Origin of the sequence: Proteus alimentorum (assembly GCF_002607735.1) — a bacterium.
Lineage (GTDB): Bacteria > Pseudomonadota > Gammaproteobacteria > Enterobacterales > Enterobacteriaceae > Proteus > Proteus alimentorum.
In genome coordinates, this window is record NZ_NBVR01000031.1 from 628,144 (window position 1) to 654,657 (window position 26,514).

Consider the following 26,514-nt stretch of genomic DNA (forward strand, 5'->3'; position numbering starts at 1 on the left):
GGCAATAAAGCTAGATCATTTATTGCCAATAAAGATTCTTCAATTCTCTTCGTTATAAATAGCACTAAATGCACTTTGATTTTTTTATTTCAATAGGTTAATTTGTTAGAATACAGTTCAAAAAAACAAATTTTTCACCTCTTTTAAAAAACGCCATTCCATTAAATACTACTCAAAAGACAAAGATTGCCCTGCATTGAAGTCTTTCGCATTAAGATATTTTCGCCCTAATACACCAGTACAATGACATCCATACACATCAATATTTTCATCTATGGCTTTTTTAGCACGTTGTAATGCAGATGGTGTTGCACAACGTAAATGCAAACCTCCTACAATCGCTTGAATTTGGTCATTTCCTGTTATTTTTTTCGCGTGCCCAATAATGGACTCAATACCCGAATGGCTACAACCGGTGATAATCACGAGGCCTTTTTTTCCTTGCCAAACAAGAAAGCTATCATCAAGAACGTAATCATCTTCTTCACCTGATTCATGAATAATAACACCATAGCGTTTATTCACTTGGCGTTGAGTTACTTGTCCCGAATAGATAAAACTTTCTTCGATGGCTAACGGTGCTTGTGTTAATTCAAAAGAAAACTGCGCTTCGAGTTTTGCACGATCAAATAAAGGTGCTAAACGTTTAAATTTAATATTTTTATTGCCTAAAAAAAGGGCTGAATAACGAACAGAAAATAAATGGGGATGAGCGATAACTCGAGGTTTATGGGTGAAAAAATCTACTGGCAAATGGGTAAGTCCACCAAAATGATCATAATGCCCATGAGACACAACAATCGTTTTCAATGTAGTTAGATCAACCCCCATTTTTTTTGCATTTGAAATAAAGGTGAGGTCTTTTCCTGTATCAAAGAGAATTTTAGCTTGGCATTCATCATCTTCTAACAATAATGACAAACCAGGATAATGGTTAAGTTCAGGATTAATCGATTTGTTTTCTAGTAGTGCGGTGATCGTTAACATAGGGATTTTTTAATTATTATCAGGAGATAACTTAATAGTAATTAAAAAAAGAATTTGTTCCAAATATAAAAACTGCTGATTTGTGCGATTAATTTACCTTTTTAGGTGCATAATCGCTGTTACGTATGAACGAAACATAACAGCGATATCACTAAACCCTGCAAATATTCTTATTTATCGCTTATAAATACACTAAGCTTATCTTACTACCATAACAGAACGTTTTGCATAACGTGTAATATCTGCGGCGGTTGAACCGATATGATAAGAGTCATCCTCAGGATTATGTGAACCAATCACAATTAAATCTGCATCTACTTCATCAGCAATCTGCAATATTGCATCTCGTGGTGTACCAATACAAATGTGAGTTTGCATTCTATCGTCAGGTAAATCAAAACGCTCAATTATTTTTTTAAGCTCTTTTTCCGCTGACATTTTTAAGCATCCTTGATCTAATTGATCGCCATTCATAACAAGTCGATAATAAGAAGATTGTGGAAGCTTAGGAAGCACATACAAAAAGTGAACATAAGGATCTTCATTTTTTGCAATATTTTCCACTAACGGAATTGCTTTGTTCATCAGGTTATCTTCATCAATATCAATGGGAACCAAAATATTCTTATACATACCGTCTCCTTTTATTTTAATTGTAGGATAGTGTATTTTTAAAAAATTGCTGGATATAGTTAACATATTCTAAAAATATATTAACTCACTTGAATAACACCTAATTTTTAATCAAAAAAATAGCCCTATCATGAATTGATAAGGCTATACATTTAATAAAAAAAGCATGAGTAATTTATTTTTCTATTACCATTTTTTGTTTACGTTTTTTAACGTACTGATAGCCAATTGCTAATGCAATAAACCATAATGGAGTCACACTTAATGCTTGGCGAGTATCATGCTCAAAAGCCAATAGCACCGTCATAAATGCAAAAAATGCAAGACATAGCCACGACATGATAATTCCCAAAGGCATTTTATAAATAGACTTCTCATGCAATTGTGGACGTTTTTTACGATATGCCAAATAAGAGCATAAAATCATACTCCAAATAAACATAAATAATAATGCAGAGACTGTTGTTACCAAGGTAAATACGTGCATAACATCAGGAATAAAGTAAATTAATATAATTCCACATGATAGACATAAGCTAGTAAATAACAGCCCATTGGCAGGCACTGCACGTTTAGATAATTGGCTAAACTGTTTTGGTGCTTCGCCTTCTTTAGATAAACCGAATAACATTCGGCTTGTAGAAAATATCCCACTATTTGCAGAAGATGCAGCAGCTGTTAATACCACGAAGTTGACTAAACTTGCGGCTGCAGGTATTCCTATCATAACGAATAACTCAACAAATGGACTTTTATCCGCCAAAATAGAGCGCCATGGCGTTACCGACATAATAATGGCTAATGCTAATACGTAAAAAGTAATAATACGGATAGGAATAGCATTGATAGCTTTCGGTAAGGATTTTTCTGGATTCCGAGTTTCAGCAGCGGCAGTGCCGACTAATTCAATCCCAACAAAAGCAAAAATAGCAATTTGGAATCCGGCAAAAAATCCACTTAACCCTTTAGGGAACATTCCCCCATCATTCCAAATATTCTCTAGTGCCGCAGTGTGCCCTGCTGGCGATTCAAATCCAATACTGATAAGAACAATACCAACAATAATTAAAGAGACAATTGCGGTTATTTTTATCATGGAGAACCAAAATTCCATTTCTCCGAAGAGTTTGACTGTCGCTAAATTTAAAATAAGCAATGTCAGCACACAAATAAAAGATGTGCCCCATTCAGGAAAATTAGGAGCCCAATAGCTAATATAAGACGTTATAGCGACGATATCGGCAATACCTGTAATGACCCAGCAAAACCAATATGTCCAACCCACAAAGAAGCCAGCCCACGGTCCTAATAAATCACCAGCAAAATCACTAAATGACTTATATTCTAAATTTGATAATAACAGCTCACCCATCGCTCTCATCACAAAGAACAAGACAAAGCCAATTATCATATAAACAAAAATAATTGATGGCCCGGCTAACGAAATGGTTTTCCCTGATCCCATAAATAGGCCAGTACCGATAGCACCACCAATAGCAATTAATTGAATATGACGATTTGTTAACCCGCGCTGTAGAGTGGCATTTTTCACTCTAACGGGAGGAGAAATTTCTGTTTGATCTTCCATACAATACCTGAAGTGTTTTCATATTTTCGATGTTGTTTTCACCGCTATTTTATTTTTTGACGCGGTAATATGTTTGCGAAATTATTGTGACATAAATCTCAGTATAAGTAATGAAAAGATCACTTTTAGTAAAATGAATGATGCTTTGATAACCAGATAAGATCCTTTTTTTAATTTACTCGGCGATATTTTATCCATTTAAAAAAAAATCAAAATAAGCACTTGACCATCGCATTTGAGAGGAGAATAATCAGCGCATCGGGTTGTTAGCTCAGTCGGTAGAGCAGTTGACTCTTAATCAATTGGTCGGGAGTTCGAGCCTCCCACAACCCACCAAATTTACGCTGATAAATCAGACATTTATGCCACTTAGCAATAAGTGGCTTTTTTGTATCTGAAAGAAAGTGGCGACAAAATGGCGCATTTATCTTAAGCTAAAAACTCAAGATAATACGGTAATGAAAGAAAATAGTATCGGCTTATATTTCATTCGATTTTTATAATCGATGAAATCAATCAAAACAAACAATTAGTCTAATTTAATTAGACAATCCAATACAAACCACCAGAAAACCTATTTTATCTCTTTCTTATCTTTAAATTCCCCACCAAAATCATCGATCAAAACGTAGCTAATAGTATTTATTGTGCTATCCACTAGACTGATTTTGTGTTTTGAAAGTGGCGCTATCATAGGAATAAGAATGTTAGGATTATTTTCGCCAGATGCTGATTTAATGGTGACATAAAAAGGTGTTGGGTTTTCAATTGTTAACTGTTTATCTGATTTCGTAAAAATAAGAGCGCTACTGACATCGGAAATCGCCATCATTAAATTATCAGGGCGATAGAATACTTTTACTTGTAATCTGACAACGACATTAATTAAACTTTCATCATATTTTTTGTTCGCTGGTTTAGGCATGATTTCATATAAATTAAGCCAGTAAAGCGTCTCTTTCTCTTTATCTGCATTGGTAAATTTATTAATCACTCGTGCTTGTTGTGATTCACTCGGTTTTAATTGCAATACGGGCGGTAATGATAAAGCAGAAACATCCGTTATGGTTTCTGGGGTATTTTCAGGATTACCATCATCCACCCAAGTTTGAACCACCACAGGAAATTCACCATCATTTTTTATATTTAAGGATGCTTCTCTGTCTGAGTGATAAAGGATCACTCTTGACCCTTCTAATGCTAAATTCGCTTTAGCAATGAATGAAAAACACAGTAACAGAATAAAAATACTGATCTTTTTCATATTTATTGCACCTGTATAATCACTTGTAATGTCGCATTAAATTTACCGGCGGTTATTTTTTCTCTCGGTAACGCTTCTAATGAGGCATATAATGTTTTAGATAAATCAGCAATACCATTATTATATGAGACTGAACTGGCATCATCATAAATAGGATACCAGCCATAACCGTCACCTTGCCCTTCATTCGCTAATGTTGATAATAAGTTTAATGGCATACCTGATGGGCGATATATTCTTACACCAACCCCTTTTGCCATATTTGAGTCAGTACCATAACCGTCTGTCACTAAATGGGTAATTGCGGCACCATTAGGTACTGTTAATCCTAATTCAATTGCTTTATTAACATTTGTAGGCCTAGGTAAAAATCCCATTGCAGTTTGCCCTGCTCCAGTTCCGCTGGCAATATTACTCATACCATCGCTTGCAGGTGGTGCTAATTGACAATAAAAATCAATAGTAATAGGTAAAGTCACTTTTTTGCCACTTGCTAACTCATTAATAGTGACCAATGGGAATGAAACATAAGGCGTAACATTTCGCACAAAACAAGTGGACGCATTACGGATATAAATACGGCGAGACATATTAACAGCACCAGGCCAAGCATCGAAGAAGCCGCTGTAATTTGTCAAATGATCAGCCCCATCTTTCAATAAAGGGGAATATCCGGGACCTTGGAAAGCAATATAACCTGCAGGTTGGTTAATAAAATTAATTAATCCGCTAGCTGATTGTGCAGGAGGCATATCTGCTGTTTTTTCATAATTAATTTTGAAAAGTTCAACTTCCATATTGGAAAAATCTTTAGCTTTAACTAATATCCAACCTTTACTGTCTCTTTCTAAATTCGTCAATGGTCGAGATTTCCAGTAACGACTATAATACTCACCCGTAACGGTGTTTTTAATACGAATACCTAATCCTCTAGCAAGACTAATATATGTTTCTTGTAATCCTAATGCAGGATTAACTAATTTATTACCCCCATAAAGATAATCGCCGTTCGTTGAATAGAACTCTCTTAATTTTCCGTCCTCATCAGCACTACAGCGAAATAATATTTGGTCAGGATCATAACTTTCATAACCCGCTTCTATAAATGGAACAAATCCACTTGCTACTAATGATCCTAATGGCTGGAATTGGTTATTATTAACATTAATAACTTTAGGTGTTGTTCCCATTGAACCCGATGTATCTATAGAACCCGTCCACTTCTTTGCTGTACCTTTACCTGGCTCGGTATAAAGTACACTATTGGGATTCGTCGTCGTGGTTGTTATTTTATAACATGCTGCCGAAGCTAAAAAAGGAAATAGCATCAACGTCAATAAAATAGAGGACTGACACGAAAGTAAACAGTGATTTAATTTCATAAGCATTGACCTGATAATAAAATGAGTTTATCGGCTTCTTTTTCTTCTGGTATTGAGTAATCAATTTGGCAACTATCTTCATCTTTACCAACAGTCAGTGTCCCTTTTTTATTTTCAACCCTGACATAAATCTGGTTACTTTGCCCTACCATGCCAACTATATGCCTATCTTTATCATAAACATTTTCACCTAATGCCAATCGGCTTTCAGGCTTAACTGAAATCAATACAGGATATCCGACTTGGGTTTTGAATACGATTTTGGTACTTGAACCTGAATACGGTGCTATTTGCTTGGTATTTTCCAATAGCTCAATATTATTATTTCTAATATTTTTCCCATCCAAACTAACATTGTTATATTGATAAGGGACGAGAGAAGGCACAAGAGCATAACCAAAAGGATCAATGCGTGCCCCCATGCCATTACTCACACTCGCACCACTTGCACCTTTGGCTTCCACTAAAGCAAAAGAATCACTAATACGAGGCCCTAATGTTACCCCGCCACTATGTGCTACTAACGCACCTTGAATACCCACGCTGCCTTGAGTGTAATGCTTACCATTAGAGATACTGCCTGATAACGTAGTAAAAGGAAGCTGTTTAATTAAATGTAAACCACTGCCTATCGCTCTACTTTGTGTGTCGTAATCTGCATTTACACTATAAGAAAGTGTTTTATCTTCCCCTAAAAGTCCAGATAAATTCGTTTGGTAACTCGAGTCATCACTAGAATGACTAGAAGATAATGATAACATTGGTGAATAATCAGAGCGCCCTAATGGCATAGAAACAGATAACATCACCATATCTTCCGATATCGGATCAGTTGTTATTGGTGTAAAAGTATTATTTGCTGTCATTTGCCCCGTTTTTTGGCGACTATAGGCGAGGCTATAAGCAATATCTTTATAGGTATTTGAATAACCAATTTGATACTGGGCATCGTGTCCTTTATTACCATAATAGTTACTGATAGAACCTGAAATATAAAGTTGTCCCCACTTATCAAGAGACTGATTAACACTAAGCGTAAACTGGCTTTCTTGATTATAACTGCTGGAGTTCCATTCCATGTCATTGCTTGCACTTTTTCTCAAACCCAAGACATCATTATATTCGCGGAAATTCTCTGTTGAATATTTATAACCAGCAAGCGTAATAACGGTATTAGTTGGACTAAAAGTACGGCTATAACTAACGCCTAATCGTCCACCTTGATAATTTTTACCACCCACTTCAGCATTTGAAAATGCCGAATTAAAACCTATTGCCCCTAATTTTGTAGCAATAACAGAGCCGACAAATACTGCCTGATATTGATGTCCTACACGCACCCCTGTATTTAGCGTTACCGTATTATTCACACCATATTGCAAAGCGATATCTGAAAAATAGCTATTTTCTGATCCAAAATTATTCACTTCACCCGCAGTAAAATTATATTTAAAGTGACCCGCCCTTACAGACTCAGGTAATGCAGTAAATGGCACTGTAAAAGAAGAAACCTTGCCATTACTTTCGTGAATTTCGACTAATAAATCCCCTTCATAACTGGTTGGATAAAGGTCATTTATTTCAAATTGCCCTGGTGATACCGTCGTTTGATAAATTTCAGTGCCGTTTTGTTTTATCACTACACGGGCGGTAGTCGTCGCAATACCACGAATAACAGGCGCATAGCCTTTTTGAGAATCAGGCAACATTCTTTCATCAGACATTAATTGAATACCTTTAAATGCCAAACTTGAAAATTGTGCACCTGTTGTATAAATATCGCCGACAACTAACATAGACTTTAATGTTAGTAACGGTTTTTGTAGATAAGTTCTTATCCAGTTAAATTCACTATTACTTCCCGATTTGGATGAATTATAAGAGTAAGACGCTTGTTGGCGAAATTGCCAAGTTCCCAGATTTACCCCCATATTGACACTACCAAAACCATAATCTGAAGTTTGTCCGTTCGATTTATTCTTATAGTAATTACCAGAATAATTGGTAAACAACATGGTATTGCCCACATCTAAATCGTCTTCATTCACATAGCCTTGTGGTCTTCGTTTTAATAAGATTTGAGGCACTGCAATCATTATTCTAAAATTAGAAGCATCAAACGAATCTACAATATTTTTATTAATTTGGTTTAATACTAAACATTGATTATTATCTTGATTGACCTCGTTATCCAGTAAGATCCCCATTTCTTCAATCTGTTGTTGATTAAAACATGGCGTCACTTTACCTTTATCATTTAATTGAAAACTCACTGTTTTTCTTTCAAAAAAACGATTATTAATGTAGATGTCAACATCATAATCACCAGGTTCCACATAATTACTATCATGAAGCTGATTAATGTTAATATTATTTTTGCTACCTAATAATAAAGAAGGATCAAATTCATAATCATCAGCAAATGCAGAAGGCATTGATTGAACAAATAGAGAAAGTGAGCCGATCAAGAATACGACTTTTATTCTGTTATTTAATTGCGCTGTACTTTTTTCTATAAATTTCATTTCAATGCCATTTTTATTAATGAATTAAATCTGTCACGCTGTTTTGCCCACCTAGATCATTAAGGTATTTATAGGTTATTTTATCGGGTGAAAATGAAAGTTTTCCGCCATTTTCAGCGACTAATATTTCTGTTGATAATGGAGAAATCATAGTTGATTTAAATATAAATTTTTGCCCCGAAGCATTAGTGGCCTCAAGTTGTGCAAATGACACAAAGAAGGGTGAGTCGTTTTTAATTTTTATACTGCCATTACTTTCTTTTGAGAATGATATTTGCTTCTCGATATTATTTAGCTGTGAGACAATCGCTGTTGGACGATAAAATATTTTTAATCGATGATGTACAATAACCGTAAAGCTATTTCCTTCTTTTATATCTTTATTCAAATCTTTAGGTGGAATTTGCGCCACATTTAAATAGAAAATAGATTCTTTATCTTGTGGTAAACCGTCACCAGTATAAATTAAGCGAGCATCTCTCCCTGTTTTAGGATCGATACGAAAAACGGGGGGCTGAATAATAAAAGGCGCATCTGCATTATCTGGGGTCGAATTAGGATTATTTTTATCTGCCCATATTTGCATAATGTAAGGAATTTCATCATTATTCATAAACTTTAAAACTTCAAAGCGTGAATCTGATGAATAAACAATACGTGTTTTTAGCATGGTGACACTAGAATACGATGCTGTGCTATAACTTAAGAAAAATACGGCAATTAACATTATTATTTTTTTCATTACTTATCTTCCTCTTATATAAATAGAAAAATGTCTCCTTTATATAAAGGAGACATATAAGCGTTATTGATAAGAGATAGAGTACTGCACACTACCTTCTACTTTACCTGCCTTTGCAACATCATCTGCATAATAACGTACAGCATAATCATAAGATGCTGATTTTTCGTTTGCTTTTAACACTAAACCTTCGTTACCTACACCTGTTAAATCAATTTTGGTGCCTGTTTTCGCAGGATCAATAATTTCTAAGCTAACATTGTTATTTGCGGCTGTATTACCAATACGACCTTCTGTTGTCATATTATTAGCAATAAAAATGGTTTTAATATTTGTATCTGTTGGTTTAGAACCTGTACAACCACTCACTGCGATAGTAAATGGTGTTTGTCCTGCCGTTTTACCTGCAGTGTCTAACGTTGTAACAGAAACAGTTGGTAATAAAACAACAGGAAGTGCCGAATTACCATTAACAGTTACAGTACAAGTTTCATCTGAAACTTCTCCTTGGAAACGAATGGTATTATCAGATGCAGCAAAAGCAGTAGAAGAAAAAACACCTGCCATAATAGTAGCAAGAAGTATTTTATTCATAATAAAACTCTCCGGTAATATATCAAAATAAGACTGACTTATTGTATTGTTAATATATCAAAATAAGACTAACTTATTGTATATGTAATATATCAAAATAAGACTAGCCACTGTATTTGTAATATAGAAATGCTAACATGAAACAATGAGGGCTATTAATAACCTTATTGCATGTTTATTACGTACTAATATTTAAGTATGTATGATTATCCGCTCACTTGCTCATACAATGCAACTACATTCATCGAGAATAAAGGTTAATACGTATATATTTTTCTATTTTAAGTATATTCTTATAGTCTAAATATGACCATTTCAAACTTTTGGAAAAAACTTATTAAGTTTATTAGGATTAATATTAAAAATAACATCATCTTACTTCAAATTGATATTTATCATTCTTAATAAAGTAAAGTAAAAAATTCATTAATTACCTTTAAATTTAAAAATGAAACCTTCACTACTTTTATTTTATTGTTGTGAAATGATTTATATCACTTTTTATTTCAGTGAGGTTCAAATTAGATTAATCAATTAATTTTGAGTTAATTGATTAACTTTACTTATAACCAGCAAATTCATTACATTATGCTTAATATAACCATAAATTATTTAATTTATATTTATTAACTTATCAATAAAGTATAAATTGGCAGTTTAAACAGTGTTATTTTTACTCGCTATTATATTTTTATATTACTATTTATATGTTTCTTTAATCTAAACGTAACACATTCTCAAACTTGTTTAGTTTCGCATTACTTAAAATGATAGAAATAAAAAGTATGCTGTTTAGTTTTTTTAATGAAACCTCATAATATCCTACTGGGAGAAAAATAACGTTTCCTGCACGATATTGTGGATCATCTGGCTCTAAATCACCGCCAGTTGTATCTTCTCCTGCACCAATGAAAATTTCACCTGATGGACAGTTTATGTTTATTTTTATATCTGGATCTGCAATTTTGTCACATAGATTAATTGTGTAAAAACCATCATTACCTAAACCAATAAATGCAATATTGCCTTTGTTCATTTCATCTAACTCATCAGCTGGTATGCTCCACCAATCTGCTGTATCTGATTTTCTATGTTGGATCGCTTGTAAATCAAAAATGGCCAACGTTGCTGTATCAGTCATAAAAGAAAACGCGTTTAACATCTTAATGCTCCAAAAAACAGTTATGATCGTACTAAAATATTTTTCTTTCCTTTATATACCAGTTAATCATATAGGATTTTATCTATACAATTTGGTAAACCAATTACCTATACTAGAGCTATATTTTATGTACTCCTTATACTCGTCATCATTCAAGTTACAGCTAGGCGACAAGTAAATGAGTCACGAAAAGCATACATAAGTATGTGGCTAGTGCGAATGAGCGCAGGCAACAACGCTGTAACTTGAATGATGACGAGTAGCGCTGTAGCTTGAAATATGGCAAATATATACATGGACGGTCTTATGAAATTACAACAACTCCTTATCACCCTTTCCCTTTATGCAGTTTCCTCATTGCCAATAATCGCTGCTTCAACTCAATGCACAGAGACTGAAAAGCAAACCAATATTGCCAATAGCGATATTGTATTGCTCAGTTCTTATAACGGCCCTGTTAAATCAGTCACGATGACAAGCACTATACCCCATGACGGACGTTTTAAAGCGCTAAAAGGTGAAATTCACTTTGATGAGTGTGGAAAGTTATTAAAAGATAACACCTCAATGCAGGAGTACATTGAAGGTAATGTAGAAACTAATTTAATAAGAACATTACCTAACAACCCATTGGTTATCCGTTATCAATTTCAGATAAAAAACGCCTATGGCTCACACTCTATCTACATGCAAGAAACCTATCATAAAGATGAACAAAACCGGTTCGATAAAAAAGTCATTCAATATTACGCAAATGATGGCACTTTACTGGATACCGTCACCAGCCAATTCGACTATAAGAATGGGCGCATTATTAAAGAAACCAGCAAATCGTCAGATCCTACAACTGAAACTAGCACAACACAATACAGCTATAATCCCCAAGGAAAACTACAATCCGTTATAGAAGACGGCAAAATAAATGTAGAGTATCAGTATGATCTAGAAGGGAAAGTGGTTACTCAATCAAACTATGTCAAAGGCATTAATGGAGAGGATAAAGCCTTTATCACGACTTGCCTTGAATGGGACAAATTTGCTAATTGTTCAAAAGAGAAACTTGAAAGTACGATTAAATTTAATGATGAAGTCATTAATTTTAGTAAAGCCATGCTTCATAACGAGTTTATTTACTACGAATAATAGTTATATTATATTTTCGTATCAAATTTAAGTTAATAATATAAAAATCAGACTATCAAAAATAGACTGGTTTTTATATTTATTACATATCTTCTTATCTATGGTTAGATACTCTCTCATGATACTTTCATTAAAAAACAATTTGTGTAAAACTACTTAAATCAATTAATGATGAATATGCTTTATAGCGTGTTCTCTTTTAATAAAATTTAAGATGACTCATTATATGAAATTATCACTTCTTTTTATTTTTTCTCTATACACCCTTTTTGTTTCACTCCCAGTATTTGCGACATCAACATCTTGTACAGATCGACAAAAACAGGTGAACCAATCTAATAATATGCCCGTCATGTTAGAGTTTTATTATGGACCTATAAAATCAATCATCATCACCAGCACATTACCTGAAAAAGGTCGATTTAAAGCCTATAAAGGTGAAATTCAATTTGATGGATGTGGCTCTCTCACTAAATTTTATTCGTCTACGCAAGAATATATTCATGAGCGAATCGAAACAAATCTTGTAAGAATGTCAACACCTTATAATATCAAATATAAATACCAGCTAAAGAGTTTACACAAGATCTATACTCTCTATCTTAATGAGCTATATGATAAAAATAATCAAAACCAGATAATAAATAAAACTGCTCATTTCTATGATGGCGATGGATCACCTATCGGTACTGATTTTTCAAAAATTTTTTATGATGGCAGTAAGATTGCATCAGAAACAATTATTGAATCTAGCGCTGAAAATCAGGGAAGTACCCTTTATTACTCTTATGATAATGAAGGCCGCCTCTTAAAAGCAATTGATAATGATGAAGTTATGCTAGAATTTAATTATGGTGAAGATGGTAAAATTTTACATCAAATGCAAATATTTACGAGCATGTATGACGATATAAGAGAATATGACAGTACTTGCCAAGAATGGGATAAATATAATAATTGCTTAACATGGAATATGGTAAGTGAAGTTAGAAAAGATGGCACAGTAATCGATACCAGCACAGCAATTGTATATAATAAATTTGAATATTATGAATAACTTACTTGTATTAAAAATTTAAAATCATACTCTCTTTTAAATTTATCATGATATTAAATAACAAAGGCCACCTTATTAAAAATAAAGTGGCCTTTTATTTATCTTATTTTCTATATTTTATTATGTATTACGATATTGAGTTTCAGCTTCATCAAAGCGTTGTTGGTTCTCTTTACTTGGCTCTTTACCCATTAAACTAATGACAACAATCGCGATAGAGGCAAAGATAAAACCAGGAATAATTTCATATAACCCAAACCATTTATATTGCATCCACACTAACACAGTTAAAGCACCAATCAACATTCCAGCAAATGCACCATTACGAGTCATACGTTTCCACATTACAGAAATGAGGATCACCGGGCCAAAAGCGGCACCAAAACCAGCCCACGCGTTACTCACTAAATCAAGCACCTTATTATTTGGATCACGCGCTAAGAAGATTGCGATAATCGCAACTAATAACACCATGCCACGCCCAACCCAAACTAACTCTTTTTGACTCGCACTTTTACGAATAAATGGCTTGTATAAATCTTCAGTTAACGCACTTGCACAGACTAATAATTGACAGCTTAATGTACTCATTACCGCAGCGAGAATTGCAGACAGCAGAATACCAGCAATCCATGGATTAAAGAGTAGTGAAGCCAGCTCCATAAAAATACGTTCATTTTTAGCTGTTACTGCTCCCGCTTGTGCTGGATTCATTTCGAAGTAAGCAATACCGAAGAATCCAACCGCAACAGTGCCTCCTAAACAGAGGATCATCCATGTCATACCAATACGACGTGCTTTACGAATAGTTTGGTTAGAATCAGCGGCCATAAAACGAGCTAAAATATGAGGTTGCCCAAAATAGCCTAATCCCCATGCTAATAATGAAACGATCGCGATGAAATCAAGCCCTTTGAACATATCCAAATAAGATGGATCTTTTGCTTTAATGATCGCAATAGAAGTATCAATGCCCCCCACTGAGAAAATAACAATAATAGGCGTTAGGATCAGAGCAAAAATCATTAAAGTCGCTTGAACTGTATCTGTCCAACTTACGGCAAGAAAGCCACCTAAAAAGGTATATGCGATAGTTGCAAGCGCACCATAAATCATCGCTTCGTGATAAGGAATATGGAATGTAGATTCAAACAGCATTCCACCAGCAACCACACCGGATGCACAATAGATAGTAAAGAAGGTAAGAATAACTAATGCTGAAATAATACGTAGCATTTTGCTTTTATCATCAAAGCGCGATGTCAAATAATCGGGTAACGTTAATGCATTATTATTTTTTTCAGTTTGCAAACGTAAACGCCCTGCAACTAAACGCCAGTTTAGCCATGCGCCTAAACAGAGCCCAATAGCTATCCAACTTTCTGATATACCAGCGAAAAATACCACGCCAGGTAATCCCATTAATAACCAACCACTCATATCAGAGGCGCCCGCTGACAGCGCAGTTACCACACTGCCTAGTCGCCGACCGCCAAGAATATAATCATCAAAGTTTTTTGTTGAACGATAAGCAAGGTAGCCAATAAAAAGCATACCCAAGATATAGATCGTAAATGTAATTAGCATTGGCGAAGTTAGGGCCATAATTGCAGTTCTCCATAAATCTGTTTCCGATCATCGGTATGCTTTTGACTCGTACAGGAACGTTGCACTTCGTTGCGCATTAATGATCTTTTCAGTTTTTAATTAAAATAATTTCTTACAGCAACAGATAAAGCATTCACATCAATCCTAGAATAGGTTAACTGCATTTAACAAGAAATTAACGTTTAAATGTTTAAATTTTGTTTATGACTTCACACTATTTGTCTGAATTCGAGGATGCATTATAAATGCAAACATCTACAAAATAAATATAATTAATTGATTTACATACATATATATAGAAGAAATAAATTAATTCATTTTTAATCACCCACAAAACCTGACTACTTTCACATTATTTATAAATAAATTGTTAACAATGTTGCACAAAGTTGCAACATGAATGATATTAATAAAAATAACGGGTAACTGTATTTGTGAATGAGAAATAGAATATGAGGAGCACTGCATGAGTAGCACAACAATGGGTGTTAGACTTGATGAAGAAACCCGCAATAGATTAAAAGAAGCTGCACAGAAATTAGATAGAACATCGCATTGGTTAATTAAACAGGCTATTTTCAATTATCTCGAACAAGTTGAAAATGATCAGATTAATCTTGGTAACTCAACACTTACAGAGCAAGATATTGATGAAAGCCCTGAAACACCAACTGCTCATTATCAGCCTTTCTTGGAGTTTGCTGAACATATTCACCCACAGTCTGTTTTACGCTCAGCAATTACTTCTGCATATCGCACACCTGAAACACAAGCTGTACCTATGCTATTGCAACAAGCGACCTTACCTGAAAATGAGGCCCAAGCAACGCATAAATTAGCCTATTCCATTGCCGAAAAATTACGTAAACAGAAAAATGGTGTTGGACGTTCAGGGCTGGTTCAAGGTCTATTACAGGAATTCTCACTTTCTTCACAAGAAGGTGTTGCTCTAATGTGCTTAGCAGAAGCGTTATTACGTATTCCAGATAAAGCCACACGTGATGCTCTTATCCGCGATAAAATCAGTCATGGAAACTGGCGTTCACACTTAGGACAAAGCCAATCTATGTTTGTGAATGCAGCGACATGGGGCTTATTATTCACTGGTAAATTAGTTTCTACACATAATGAAGAAAAACTGTCTAACTCTTTAAATCGCATTCTCACCAAAAGTGGCGAGCCATTAGTTCGTAAAGGCGTTGATATGGCGATGCGTTTAATGGGTGAGCAATTTGTGACAGGTGAGACAATTTCTCAAGCACTCGCGAATGCGCGCAAACTTGAAGAAAAAGGTTTTAGCTACTCTTATGACATGTTAGGGGAAGCGGCATTAACAGAAAAAGACGCACAAGATTATTTAGTCTCTTATCAACAAGCGATCCATGCAATTGGCAAAGCCTCTAATGGCAGAGGTATTTATGAAGGCCCAGGAATATCTATCAAGCTTTCAGCATTACATCCCCGTTATAGCCGTGCTCAATATGAGCGAGTGATGTCAGAACTTTACCCTCGCCTGCTCTCATTAACATTACAAGCAAAGCAATACGATATTGGTATTAATATTGATGCAGAAGAAGCGGATAGACTTGAAATTTCACTCGATCTACTTGAGAAGCTCTGTTTTGAACCCGAATTAGCGGGTTGGAATGGTATTGGCTTTGTTATTCAGGCTTACCAAAAGCGTTGTCCATTCGTGATTGATTATGTCATTGATTTGGCACGCCGTAGTCGTCGTCGCTTAATGATCCGTTTAGTGAAAGGCGCTTATTGGGATAGCGAAGTCAAACGCGCTCAAATTGATGGCCTTGAAGACTATCCGGTCTATACTCGCAAAGTGTATACCGATGTCTCTTATCTTGCTTGTGCGAAAAAACTCCTCGCATCACCTAATTTTATTTATCCGCAATTCGCCACGCATAATGCACATACACTGTCAGCAATTTATCATTTAGCGGGTCAAAACTATTACCCCGGACAATATGAATTCCAGTGTTTACACGGTATGGGGGAGCCCCTTTATGCGCAAGTTGTCGGAAAAATAGCAGACGGGAAATTAGGTCGCCCTTGTCGTATTTATGCGCCAGTAGGGACTCATGAAACATTACTTGCCTATTTAGTCCGTCGCTTACTTGAAAATGGCGCTAATACATCATTTGTAAACCGAATTGCGGATACCACAATTTCTCTTGATGAATTAGTGGCAGATCCAGTCAAAGAAGTGAATAGAATGGCTCAAGTTGAAGGCCAAGTTGGGCTTTCTCATCCTAAAATTCCGCTTCCTAATAAACTGTATGGTGATGAACGTAAAAACTCACCGGGCATTGATATGTCAAACGAACATCGCTTGGCATCGCTTTCTAGTGCCTTATTAACATCAGCAACTGAAAATAGCCATTGTGAACCTTTATTAGGTGATACGTTTAGTGTTTCAGAAAAAACACCAGAACTTCAATCTGTATTAAACCCAGCCAATCATGCAGATATTGTCGGTACAGTAAGAGAAGCCACAGAAGCCGAGGCAGATTTTGCCTTAACCATTGCTCAAGAAAAAGGCGAGATCTGGTTTGCAACACCACCAGCACAAAGAGCTTCATTCTTGATCCGTACGGCGGAATTAATGGAACAGCAAATGGGACCATTAATGGGGATATTAGTGCGTGAAGCAGGTAAAACTTATAGCAATGCGATTGCTGAAGTTCGTGAAGCCATTGATTTTCTCTATTATTATGCAGCCCAAGTCGCTCAAGACTTTGATAACAATACACATCGACCTTTAGGGCCTGTGGTTTGTATCAGTCCTTGGAATTTCCCATTGGCAATATTCAGCGGACAAATTGCGGCAGCTTTAGCCGCGGGTAATACCGTTCTTGCAAAACCCGCAGAGCAAACACCTTTAATTGCATCAAAAGCCGTTGAGCTTTTCCATCAAGCTGGTGTTCCTTCTTTTGCACTACAACTGCTACCGGGACAAGGTGAAACCATTGGTGCACGATTAGTGGCTGATGAGCGTGTTCGTGGTGTGATGTTTACAGGTTCAACCGATGTTGCTCATATTTTACAAAAGACCTTAGCAGGTCGATTGGATAGTGAAGGCCACCCAGTACCTTTAATCGCAGAAACTGGTGGCTTAAATGCCATGATTGTTGATTCATCTGCATTAACAGAACAAGTGGTGACTGATGTTATGGCATCTGCTTACGATAGCGCGGGTCAGCGTTGCTCTGCATTACGCCTATTGTGTATTCAAGAAGAAGTGGCTGATCATACTATCGAAATGCTTAAAGGTGCGATGGCACAAGCTACAATGGGTGACCCAAGTTTGCTATCCACAGATATTGGCCCAGTTATCGATAAAGAAGCAAAATCAGTCATAGAGAAGCATATCCAATCTATGCGCACAACGGGTTTCGAGATTTATCAAGCATCACACAATAGCCTGTCAAAACACGTTGAGAATAACAGTACTTTTGTTCAACCCACTTTAATTGAATTAGATAAAGTGAGTTCATTGAAGAAAGAAATCTTTGGCCCTGTGTTACATGTTGTACGTTATGCAAGCCAAGATTTACCTGCTTTGCTAGAAGAGATTAATGCAACGGGATATGGGCTAACAATGGGCGTCCATACACGTATTGATGAAACGATTGCTTATGTTGCCTCAAATGCCAAAGTAGGAAATTTATACGTAAATCGCAATATGGTTGGTGCAGTTGTAGGGGTTCAGCCTTTTGGTGGCGAAGGATTATCGGGGACAGGCCCTAAAGCCGGCGGCCCTGTTTATCTGTATCGTTTATTATCTAAACGCCCTGAAAATGCGGCAACGCAAACACTCGCACGCCAAGATGAAACACTGCCTCTTGATACTTCTATGCGTAATACGTTATTGCAGACTTATCATAAGTATATGGAATGGCTATCAAGCAGAGCGGATAAATCACACTATGAAGCGTTAGAGAAATATGCCCTTGCATCCCAAGCAGGAACACTGCGCGTATTACCGGGCCCTACTGGTGAACGTAATACTTATCAATTAGTCCCTTGTGGTTATGTGCTGTGTATTTCAGATAACGAGCAAGATGCATTCACTCAAATTGCCGCCGTTCTCGCTTCTGGCTGTCATGCCGTTGTCGTTAATAGCCTGTTCTCACAAAAAACATATCGTGAATTACCTGATATTGTCAGAAAAGCCATTACATTGACTGAAAACTGGAATGATGAGTCACTGAAAATAAATGCCGTGATTTACCATGGTGATGGTGATCAATTGCGTGAAACTTGCCAGAAAATTGCGCAACGCAAAGGGGCAATCCTTTCTGTTCAAGGATTTTCTCGCGGTGAGACTGGTCTATTGTTAGAGCGTTTATTGCATGAAAGAGCATTAAGCATTAATACAGCCGCCGCTGGAGGCAATGCGAGCTTGATGACGATTAGTTAATTATCCCCCTCTCTTTCTCTCCTTATCTTTGAGACCACCTTTAAAGTTTGTTTTCTTAAAGGTGGTTTTTTCTTTTGTTACTTCATTATTTTTAAAGAGATAGTCAAAAATGTTATTTTTTTGAAGGCTGTGACTATTCTCACTCTTTTTATATTTATTATTCGCGATGAGTTCGTTTAGTAAATATACTTACGCTCAAGTCAACCTAGAAGTTGATTTAATTATATCTTTATGAATACCTGAAACTTGCGCCCCACTGTGGGCGCTTTTTTTATTTATTAATCAATATATTATTAGTCTGAGTATTCTTATTAAAGGATAAATAAAAAACTATTTTAAGATAAGAGGAAAAGTAGAAAGGTAAATAAAATATGATGATCAACGACAAAAGAAAAAGGAGTAGGCTAGGCTACTCCTTTTAAGGTCTCTCTTGAGCGCAATTAGTGACTGCTACTCATCGATGATGGCTCTTGGCACCAATCGAGATATTGCTCATACTTACGTAGTGCAATGTTGTAGTTACTAAATGCAGAGGGAGTGAGCTTTTTACTCAAGTCTGACTGAATTTTCTCTGTCGTAAATTCTTGACGCGGAAAATTAGTGGAAGTCAGTAATTCATCGAGCCGACGTAAACGAACCACATACTCACGAACAGTACTGTGGCTCATCTCCGTTTGTTCAAACAAATACTGCTTAAAAGACATAATGTCAAAGTAGTCAGTTTCACTATTACAGTAAATCTCACTACAAAAACGGCATAGCGCAGAGAACTTCTCTTGTAACGTTTCCCACGTTTCATCATCAACTAAATCCGTCATTTCAGAAATGGCTTCTTTATTGATAACTTGGCGATTGAATACGAGAGAGATCCGATCAAGCGCCTTGTGGCAATGTAGACAATGAGTCTGGCTGTGTTTATAGTCTTTAATGTAACGGCTTAGCGGCCGTTTCTTTTGTGTTGAAACAGACATAAGAGATAAAGCCCTGTGTTGTAGTCTTAATAAACAAAAACAAAAATAAGCAAAACTTCTATTTCTCTGGGTTTAAGCGTGCTCGCAGCCTTTTTATAGCTTGGCTGTGTAGCTGACTTACGCGGGATTCCCCGACATTAAGCACTGCGCCTATTTCTTTCAAATTAAGTTCTTCCTGATAATACAGAGTAAGAACCATTTTTTCCCTTTCGGGAAGCAATTCTATCGCGTCTATGACTCTTTGGCGAATATCACTTTCTAATAACATCTGTAATGGATTGTCATCATGATCTTCGTCTTGAGACGGTTCACAGCTTTCACCGTAAATTTCATGCCATTCGTCATAAGAAAACAATTGGCTGTTATTCGTATCCAATAGGATCTGCCGGTATTCTGCTAACTCAATCTGCAAATGATCAGCAACTTCCTGTTCTAATGGGGGTCGTCCTAGATCCTGCTCCAGTTGATGAATAGAATGGGTAACTTCTCTTGCATTGCGACGCACACTGCGTGGCGCCCAATCTCGACTGCGTAGCTCATCCAACATCGAGCCACGGATACGTTGAACAGCGTAAGTGGTAAAGGCAGCACCTTGCATTGAGTCATAACGCTCAACGGCGTTTAATAACCCAATCCCACCCGCTTGCAAAAGATCATCCAATTCAACACTCGCAGGTAACTTGACCTGTAATCGTAATGCTTCATGGCGAACCAACGGGACATATCGCTCCCAGAGGCTATTTTTGTCCATCACGCCTTCGGCGGTATACAAATCACTCACAACAAAAGACACCTTTGGATAAAAGACCGGAAACCATTATCTGGCGAAATAGATTTAGCAATCGGCTGAACAGTGAAGCAAAAGCGCCTCTTTTTCACCTATGCCAAATTTTCAGCAAAAATCGGGTTTTCATTGATAATTAATTTGTCATTGCATTACGAGAACTACTTTACCTTAAAAGAGGGGTGGCTAATCCTTAGAAAAACCGTTAATTAAATTGATAATTTAGCTCATTAAAAGAAATCGACATATTGAATATGCATTCTGTTCATAAAAAAATAACATATAAATCATAGTATTTTATTTTATGAGATTTTAGCTTCTTGGTAATAAGTTTAAATACTCATAAATGATTAATTAAAAAAACGATTGTTTTGATGATAAAACACCCACTGCAAAATAATGTAGTGGGTGTGATTTGATGATTGTTTAAGATTGAAATTAACGAAGTAGTGATAATACGTTTTGAGGGATTTGGTTTGCTTGTGCAAGTACAGCAGTCCCTGCTTGTTGCAAGATTTGACCACGACTCATATTAGACACTTCTGTTGCATAATCGGCATCTTCAATACGGCTACGTGATGCAGTCAGATTATTAACGGTGTTACCTAAGTTAGTAATGGTAGAATCTAAACGGTTTTGCACCGCCCCCATGGCACTGCGTAGGCTATCGACTTGTGCAAGTGCATCATCTAAGCCTTTTAATGGTGCATCATTAATTGTTGGTGGGTTTTTAGGTTTAATTTCTGCACCTTTGGTTAAAGTCACTTTACCACCAGGAATAAAGTCGTTTGATGTACCATCAATGACTTTTGATGTATCTAAAGTGGCTTCAAACGTTTTAACTTCACCTTTGGCATCTTTTATTTCAATTGCCAGTTTAGTTTTATCTTCTTTACCATTTGCATCCACGGCATAATAAACACCTTCTAAAGACTCACCTGTTGCTAAACTTGCTTTTAACGATGCAGTATCGATATCAATATCTTTAGATACAGCGGGTGTTTTCTTATTCGCCACAGAAACGGTTGTTGTAGAACCCCCATGCAACATTTCTGGTTTAACAGTAAGATCTAACTTATCAATACCCAGTGTGGTTGCATCCATTTTTTTCAGATTAACACTGATCTGCTCTTTATCATGCGCACCCACTTGTAAATTTAATGCGCTATCTTCAGCTAAAACTTTTACGCCATTAAATTGAGTTTGTGCTGAAATACGATTAATTTCAGCAGTACGTTGATTGACTTCTTCTTGAATAGATTTAATATCAGTATCTGAATTAGAACCATTTTTTGCTTGTACGGTTAATTCACGAATACGTTGCAAGTTATTATTAATTTCATTCAATGCCCCTTCTGTGGTTTGTGCAATGGAAATACCATCATTCGCATTACGTGATGCTTGTGTTAAACCGTTAATGTTTGACGTGAAACGGTTAGCAATAGCTTGACCTGCGGCATCATCTTTTGCGCTATTAATACGCATACCTGAAGATAAACGTTGGATCGCATTACCTAATGCACTTTGTGAGCGATTTAAATTATTTTGAGTGACTAGTGACAGGTAGTTAGTATTAATGACTTGTGCCATACAATATTCCTTCGACTTGATTTTAAAATATTTTTAAATGAATAGGTTTGTTATTACGTCACTGTAATAACGTTGCCTAAACACTATCGTCATCAATTTTGAAGGTTTTACGATTTTCGGCGTCGCGAAAATAGCAATAAAAGCCAGTTAGTTAATTTTTAAGAACTTATTGATTTAAAAGAAAAGAGAAAGAAATTGAGAGAAAAATAAAAACTAAAAGAGAGTGGGTTTAAATATAAAATACTGAAAGCCTATATTCTAAATAATTCAGGATGTAGCTAGGCAATAAATGAGTGCGTTACTAGAAGCATACATAAGTATGTGACTAGTGCGAATGAACGTATCAACTGTGTTTTTATAAAACGTTGCAGTTTGACGTATGACGAGTATATATCCCCCCTGCTTAGTTTTAATGGTTTGATAAATTATCTACTGGGTCAGCTATTTCACCATATATTTCAATTTTAGAGGTATCTATTTGATTTTCTAGTTGTCTTAAATCATAAACACTTTGAAGTCGCAACCAAAATTCAGGAGTACTGCCTAATGCAGCCGCAATACGAATTGCAAGTGACGGTGTTAATGCCGTTTTACCGGCTAATAAACGTGATACTGTCGCGGGTGTTACACCAATATTTAAGGCAAAACGACGCCCACTAATTCCCATATCAGCTAAATCCCGTGCAATAATTTCGCCTGGATGTGAAATTTTAAATTGTCTCATTAATGATAATCCTCATAGTTTAGAATATAGGCATCGCCGTTAATAAATTGAAAAGTAATACGCCAATTCGCTCTTACTGTAATCGACCAATATCCTTCTCGATCACCTTTTAATTTATGAAGTTTATATATTTGCCGATTTAATTCGATAATATCTTTAGCTATATCAATAGATTGTAGTCTATCATTAATTCTTTCCACATCCTTAGCAAGAACTCCTGATGTAACACCTTTTTCAAAAAGTTGCTTCAATCCTTTATGTTTAAATGATTTTATCATCTTTAAATCCGTATTACACGAGGTGTAACACACTAATGTGTCGTTATAATCAGTGCAACATAAAATGATTTTTATCGTTTTCTTTAGGAAAAATGCTACGTGGACATAATTTTTAAAAATAAATGAAGGAAAAATATAAATACTTTTCAACACAAATGACAAAAAAAGGCCCTCAGATGAGGGCCTTTGATATAGAAAGGTATCTTTTGTGTCAGAGTACGAATTAACGTAACAGAGACAGAACAGTTTGTGGTACTTGGTTTGCTTGAGCAAGTACAGAAGTACCAGCTTGTTGCAGGATTTGACCACGGCTCATGTTAGAAACTTCTGTTGCATAGTCAGCATCTAAGATACGGCTACGTGCAGCAGATAAGTTGTTAACAGTGTTGTTCAGGTTGTTGATAGTAGATTCGAAACGGTTTTGAATCGCACCTAAAGAAGAACGCATACCGTCAACAGTGTTGATTGCGTCATCTAAAGTTTTCAGTTGAGCTTCTGCTTTAGCTTCTGCTTTAGTTACGTCATCTGCAGTTGCAACTTTAACATCACTACCCGCTGTAAATTTGATTACTTTATCACCAGTAGCTGCTGCAGGATTAGTCACTTTCAGATCAGCTTTGAAAGTTACATCTTTCTTAGAACCATCAGCTTCTTCAACTTGAGCAACGATATAATATTGACCATTTTTATCAACACTTGCAGATTTAACATCAACGTTTTGAGCCTTGCCGCCATAGTTTACGTCAACTTTACCTAAGCTCGTAGCAACTTTACCATCAGCATCAGCAGGAGCTAATGCAGCTTCATCTTTAGCAGTTAAATCAGCAGCTTTAACACCACTAAATGCTTCTGCGCCAACTTCTAATTCGTTAACTTTCAGCGTTTTGCTGTCAACTTTTTTCAGATCAAATTCAATTTTTTCTTTATCGTTAGTACCAACGTGAACGGTCATTTTTTCTTTTTCGCCGCTCAGTACTTTAACGCCGTTAAATTGAGTTTGTTCAGAAATACGGTCGATTTCTTTTAAACGCTCACCAACTTCTTCTTGGATTGATTTGATATCAGATGATGTGAAAATGATGATTAACGCTATTTAGCCTACAAAGCCACTATCCACGCCAGCCAGCAAATTTTAACTTTGCAGAATTTAGTCATTTTTCCTATCATTTTACATATATTATGTCACAATCTCGACACAACATGTAACACCTCCGCATTTTTAATTGCACCCCCTGCTATACTCTCCAAAAACTAATCGGCTCCAATATAAATCTCGCAAACTTAGCCCAAGAAGAAAAAGATAAAATTAATATCGATTTAGCTGTGTCGGGAGTTGCATACAAAGAACGCCTCAATATGCCAGCTGTTGCGTCCGAAGTTGAACGACAACAACCCACACATTTGAGAGCGTACTTTAATGAACGATTAGCATTTTATAGAGAGAGATGTAAGAAATTACCTGATAACAAGTCGGTGCAATATTTGAAAACATAATAGTGCCAATGCTCGATGGAACCGACTGACTTATATAATCAATCAGTTATCAATTTCAGGTGTCTTATTGCTGTCGTGATTTTTTCTCTTACACTTATTGATAAAGCATCATACTGACAGGATCACCCACCATACTCCCTCACCTCATGTGGCGTAGCATTATATATCGCGATGAGTTTTAACTATTTGTTTATTAAGATATATTCACCCTTCTCAGACCTAAAAAATGATTATACCTTCTTATAATCAGTTGATTACAATAATACTTTTATTAGTTTTTATAACCACATATTAGAGCTGTAAATATGATTCAGTCAGTATTCAAATATTAGCTGGGGAAATGGGAATAAGGTCTGAATTAAGAGATATGGTACAAAACCACAAAAGACTTGGAGTTTCACAGAAACATTATGATCGATATGATTATTTGAGGGAAAAACGAGAAACGCTTGATGCATGGAGCAAAAAACTCTCATTACTTAAAAAATTATAATTATTTTTATCCATATAAACCTAGACTATGATTTTTTAAAAAGCCTCAGCTAAGAGGCTTTTGATAAATAAAACTAACTAAATATCTGTACATCACTCTAATATTAATTCTGTTTTTCTGCTGCTAATACACCTACCCATGACTCCGCTTTTGTAGTTCCTAAAATATATTTATGATCATCTATATTTTCTGCAGAATTAACAAATTGAATATCCATTGCAGCTCTATCATTAGGAATAATACCATTTGATACATGCCGAGTAGGTGTTATTACTAAATTTTTAGTATTACCATCTATTTTAAATAATTCATTATTACCTATACGTGGGTCATTTTCAGTAATAACGCCTTTAACTATACCATTAGTATAATTCATTGTAATGTCTGCTGTTCTAACTACTGCGTTTATTTGGTCAGATCTGTGATCTAAAGGGCCATATACAAAACCATCTTTTTTACTATACACAGCATTTAAATCATTAGGTACATTTTCAGCAATAAGGTCTTTTTCAATAGAATAAATATAAGAAGCATAACTTGCTGTTCTATCAGCATCTAATTCAATTCGATACCCATAATATCCAACATCACCCAACAAACTAAATTGATGAGAATCGCCTTTATCAGTTACGAAAGTAATTATTTTTTCTTCACTAGATAAATANCCCATAATATCCAACATCACCCAACAAACTAAATTGATGAGAATCGCCTTTATCAGTTACGAAAGTAATTATTTTTTCTTCACTAGATAAATAATTCTCATATGGATCTTTTGAACCTTCAATATTATAAACAGGAATATTTTCTTTCCCATACTCCCAGTTAGATTGGTATATCTTATCTATCTTACTACCTGTATATACTTTTTCTTTATTCTCTGATAACAATTTTTCATCCACAGATATTTCTTTATCGTTTGAAATTTCCGCAGCATCTTCTTTTTCAATTTTATTATATATTCTATTTGTTTCTTTATTTACTATCTCATTCACTGCTTTATTTACTTCTTTATTTACTACTTCATTTACTTCTTTATTCACCACTTCATTTACTTCTT

Annotated in this window: 19 protein-coding genes, 1 tRNA gene and 1 pseudogene; 5 read left to right on the forward strand and 16 right to left on the reverse strand. The window is 35.6% G+C overall.

Annotation, left to right across the window (positions count from 1 at the left end; genetic code table 11):
* Positions 1–168: 168 nt before the first annotated feature.
* The 3 genes from B6258_RS13435 to cycA form a co-directional block, all read right to left on the reverse strand.
* Positions 169–987 carry an MBL fold metallo-hydrolase gene (locus B6258_RS13435; RefSeq protein ID WP_099075670.1) on the reverse strand — a complete coding sequence of 273 codons (819 nt, stop codon included), beginning with the start codon at positions 985–987 and terminating at the stop codon, positions 169–171.
* 198 nt (positions 988–1,185) lie between these two features.
* Positions 1,186–1,620: a universal stress protein gene (locus B6258_RS13440; RefSeq protein WP_099075671.1), complete on the reverse strand. Its 435-nt coding sequence runs from the start codon at positions 1,618–1,620 to the stop codon at positions 1,186–1,188.
* Between the two features lie 175 nt (positions 1,621–1,795).
* Entirely contained in the window at positions 1,796–3,208 is a 1,413-nt protein-coding gene (cycA, locus tag B6258_RS13445; protein ID WP_099075672.1) for a D-serine/D-alanine/glycine transporter, read from the reverse strand.
* A 260-nt stretch (positions 3,209–3,468) separates the two neighbouring features.
* On the opposite strand from cycA, the gene B6258_RS13450 reads away from it, so the two are divergent.
* Positions 3,469–3,544 (forward strand) — tRNA-Lys (locus B6258_RS13450).
* A gap of 238 nt (positions 3,545–3,782) precedes the next feature.
* Here B6258_RS13450 and B6258_RS13455 read toward each other — a convergent pair.
* The 6 genes from B6258_RS13455 to B6258_RS13480 form a co-directional block, all read right to left on the reverse strand.
* Positions 3,783–4,472 carry a fimbrial biogenesis chaperone gene (locus B6258_RS13455; protein WP_099075673.1) on the reverse strand — a complete coding sequence of 230 codons (690 nt, stop codon included), beginning with the start codon at positions 4,470–4,472 and terminating at the stop codon, positions 3,783–3,785.
* A 2-nt stretch (positions 4,473–4,474) separates the two neighbouring features.
* A complete protein-coding gene (locus B6258_RS13460; RefSeq protein WP_099075674.1) occupies positions 4,475–5,854 on the reverse strand; it encodes a fimbrial protein in 1,380 nt (459 codons plus the stop codon).
* The gene (locus B6258_RS13465) at positions 5,851–8,379 is read right to left on the reverse strand and encodes a fimbria/pilus outer membrane usher protein (protein ID WP_099075675.1); all 2,529 of its coding nucleotides are present in this window, start codon (positions 8,377–8,379) and stop codon (positions 5,851–5,853) included. The genes B6258_RS13460 and B6258_RS13465 overlap by 4 nt, the downstream gene beginning before the upstream one ends.
* A 16-nt stretch (positions 8,380–8,395) precedes the next feature.
* Positions 8,396–9,121: a fimbrial biogenesis chaperone gene (locus B6258_RS13470; RefSeq protein ID WP_099075676.1), complete on the reverse strand. Its 726-nt coding sequence runs from the start codon at positions 9,119–9,121 to the stop codon at positions 8,396–8,398.
* A 63-nt stretch (positions 9,122–9,184) separates the two neighbouring features.
* Entirely contained in the window at positions 9,185–9,715 is a 531-nt protein-coding gene (locus B6258_RS13475; protein ID WP_099075677.1) for a fimbrial protein, read from the reverse strand.
* Between the two features lie 715 nt (positions 9,716–10,430).
* On the reverse strand, positions 10,431–10,877 hold the full coding sequence (locus tag B6258_RS13480) for a DUF6386 family protein (RefSeq protein ID WP_099075678.1): 447 nt from the start codon (positions 10,875–10,877) through the stop codon (positions 10,431–10,433).
* 306 nt (positions 10,878–11,183) lie between these two features.
* On the opposite strand from B6258_RS13480, the gene B6258_RS13485 reads away from it, so the two are divergent.
* Both B6258_RS13485 and B6258_RS13490 read left to right on the forward strand, forming a co-directional pair.
* A complete protein-coding gene (locus B6258_RS13485; protein WP_164996170.1) occupies positions 11,184–12,020 on the forward strand; it encodes a hypothetical protein in 837 nt (278 codons plus the stop codon).
* 226 nt (positions 12,021–12,246) lie between these two features.
* The gene (locus B6258_RS13490) at positions 12,247–13,077 is read left to right on the forward strand and encodes a hypothetical protein (RefSeq protein WP_129586860.1); all 831 of its coding nucleotides are present in this window, start codon (positions 12,247–12,249) and stop codon (positions 13,075–13,077) included.
* A gap of 120 nt (positions 13,078–13,197) precedes the next feature.
* Here the strand turns inward: B6258_RS13490 and putP are convergent, their stop codons facing one another.
* Positions 13,198–14,682, reverse strand: a complete 1,485-nt coding sequence (gene putP, locus B6258_RS13495) for a sodium/proline symporter PutP (RefSeq protein WP_099075681.1) — start codon at positions 14,680–14,682, stop codon at positions 13,198–13,200.
* 469 nt (positions 14,683–15,151) lie between these two features.
* On the opposite strand from putP, the gene putA reads away from it, so the two are divergent.
* A complete protein-coding gene (putA, locus tag B6258_RS13500; protein WP_099075682.1) occupies positions 15,152–19,120 on the forward strand; it encodes a trifunctional transcriptional regulator/proline dehydrogenase/L-glutamate gamma-semialdehyde dehydrogenase in 3,969 nt (1,322 codons plus the stop codon).
* Positions 19,121–19,560: 440 nt separating this feature from the next.
* Here the strand turns inward: putA and fliZ are convergent, their stop codons facing one another.
* The 6 genes and pseudogenes from fliZ to B6258_RS13530 form a co-directional block, all read right to left on the reverse strand.
* Positions 19,561–20,091: a flagella biosynthesis regulatory protein FliZ gene (gene fliZ, locus B6258_RS13505; RefSeq protein WP_099075683.1), complete on the reverse strand. Its 531-nt coding sequence runs from the start codon at positions 20,089–20,091 to the stop codon at positions 19,561–19,563.
* A gap of 58 nt (positions 20,092–20,149) precedes the next feature.
* Positions 20,150–20,872: an RNA polymerase sigma factor FliA gene (locus B6258_RS13510; protein WP_036912728.1), complete on the reverse strand. Its 723-nt coding sequence runs from the start codon at positions 20,870–20,872 to the stop codon at positions 20,150–20,152.
* 441 nt (positions 20,873–21,313) lie between these two features.
* Positions 21,314–22,465 carry a FliC/FljB family flagellin gene (locus tag B6258_RS13515; protein ID WP_099075684.1) on the reverse strand — a complete coding sequence of 384 codons (1,152 nt, stop codon included), beginning with the start codon at positions 22,463–22,465 and terminating at the stop codon, positions 21,314–21,316.
* Positions 22,466–22,874: 409 nt separating this feature from the next.
* Complete coding sequence (locus B6258_RS13520; RefSeq protein WP_099075685.1) at positions 22,875–23,189, reverse strand: HigA family addiction module antitoxin; 315 nt, start codon at positions 23,187–23,189, stop codon at positions 22,875–22,877.
* Complete coding sequence (locus B6258_RS13525; RefSeq protein WP_099075686.1) at positions 23,189–23,467, reverse strand: type II toxin-antitoxin system RelE/ParE family toxin; 279 nt, start codon at positions 23,465–23,467, stop codon at positions 23,189–23,191. Before B6258_RS13525 ends, B6258_RS13520 begins: the two co-directional genes overlap by 1 nt.
* Before the next feature lie 223 nt (positions 23,468–23,690).
* Positions 23,691–24,539: pseudogene (locus B6258_RS13530) on the reverse strand (flagellin); the annotation flags it as partial.
* 194 nt (positions 24,540–24,733) lie between these two features.
* On the opposite strand from B6258_RS13530, the gene B6258_RS13535 reads away from it, so the two are divergent.
* Positions 24,734–24,961: a DNA polymerase III subunit theta gene (locus tag B6258_RS13535; RefSeq protein WP_099075688.1), complete on the forward strand. Its 228-nt coding sequence runs from the start codon at positions 24,734–24,736 to the stop codon at positions 24,959–24,961.
* Positions 24,962–26,514 lie beyond the last annotated feature (1,553 nt).

Coding starts and splice junctions, on each gene's coding strand:
- B6258_RS13515 (WP_099075684.1), bottom strand. CDS start 22,465: ATGGCACAAGTCATTAATACTAACTACCTGTCACTAGTCACTCAAAAT.
- fliZ (WP_099075683.1), bottom strand. CDS start 20,091: ATGTCTGTTTCAACACAAAAGAAACGGCCGCTAAGCCGTTACATTAAA.
- B6258_RS13470 (WP_099075676.1), bottom strand. CDS start 9,121: ATGAAAAAAATAATAATGTTAATTGCCGTATTTTTCTTAAGTTATAGC.
- putP (WP_099075681.1), bottom strand. CDS start 14,682: ATGGCCCTAACTTCGCCAATGCTAATTACATTTACGATCTATATCTTG.
- B6258_RS13490 (WP_129586860.1), top strand. CDS start 12,247: ATGAAATTATCACTTCTTTTTATTTTTTCTCTATACACCCTTTTTGTT.
- B6258_RS13440 (WP_099075671.1), bottom strand. CDS start 1,620: ATGTATAAGAATATTTTGGTTCCCATTGATATTGATGAAGATAACCTG.
- putA (WP_099075682.1), top strand. CDS start 15,152: ATGAGTAGCACAACAATGGGTGTTAGACTTGATGAAGAAACCCGCAAT.
- B6258_RS13460 (WP_099075674.1), bottom strand. CDS start 5,854: ATGAAATTAAATCACTGTTTACTTTCGTGTCAGTCCTCTATTTTATTG.
- B6258_RS13525 (WP_099075686.1), bottom strand. CDS start 23,467: ATGATAAAATCATTTAAACATAAAGGATTGAAGCAACTTTTTGAAAAA.
- cycA (WP_099075672.1), bottom strand. CDS start 3,208: ATGGAAGATCAAACAGAAATTTCTCCTCCCGTTAGAGTGAAAAATGCC.
- B6258_RS13480 (WP_099075678.1), bottom strand. CDS start 10,877: ATGTTAAACGCGTTTTCTTTTATGACTGATACAGCAACGTTGGCCATT.
- B6258_RS13485 (WP_164996170.1), top strand. CDS start 11,184: ATGAAATTACAACAACTCCTTATCACCCTTTCCCTTTATGCAGTTTCC.
- B6258_RS13465 (WP_099075675.1), bottom strand. CDS start 8,379: ATGAAATTTATAGAAAAAAGTACAGCGCAATTAAATAACAGAATAAAA.
- B6258_RS13475 (WP_099075677.1), bottom strand. CDS start 9,715: ATGAATAAAATACTTCTTGCTACTATTATGGCAGGTGTTTTTTCTTCT.
- B6258_RS13455 (WP_099075673.1), bottom strand. CDS start 4,472: ATGAAAAAGATCAGTATTTTTATTCTGTTACTGTGTTTTTCATTCATT.
- B6258_RS13520 (WP_099075685.1), bottom strand. CDS start 23,189: ATGAGACAATTTAAAATTTCACATCCAGGCGAAATTATTGCACGGGAT.
- B6258_RS13435 (WP_099075670.1), bottom strand. CDS start 987: ATGTTAACGATCACCGCACTACTAGAAAACAAATCGATTAATCCTGAA.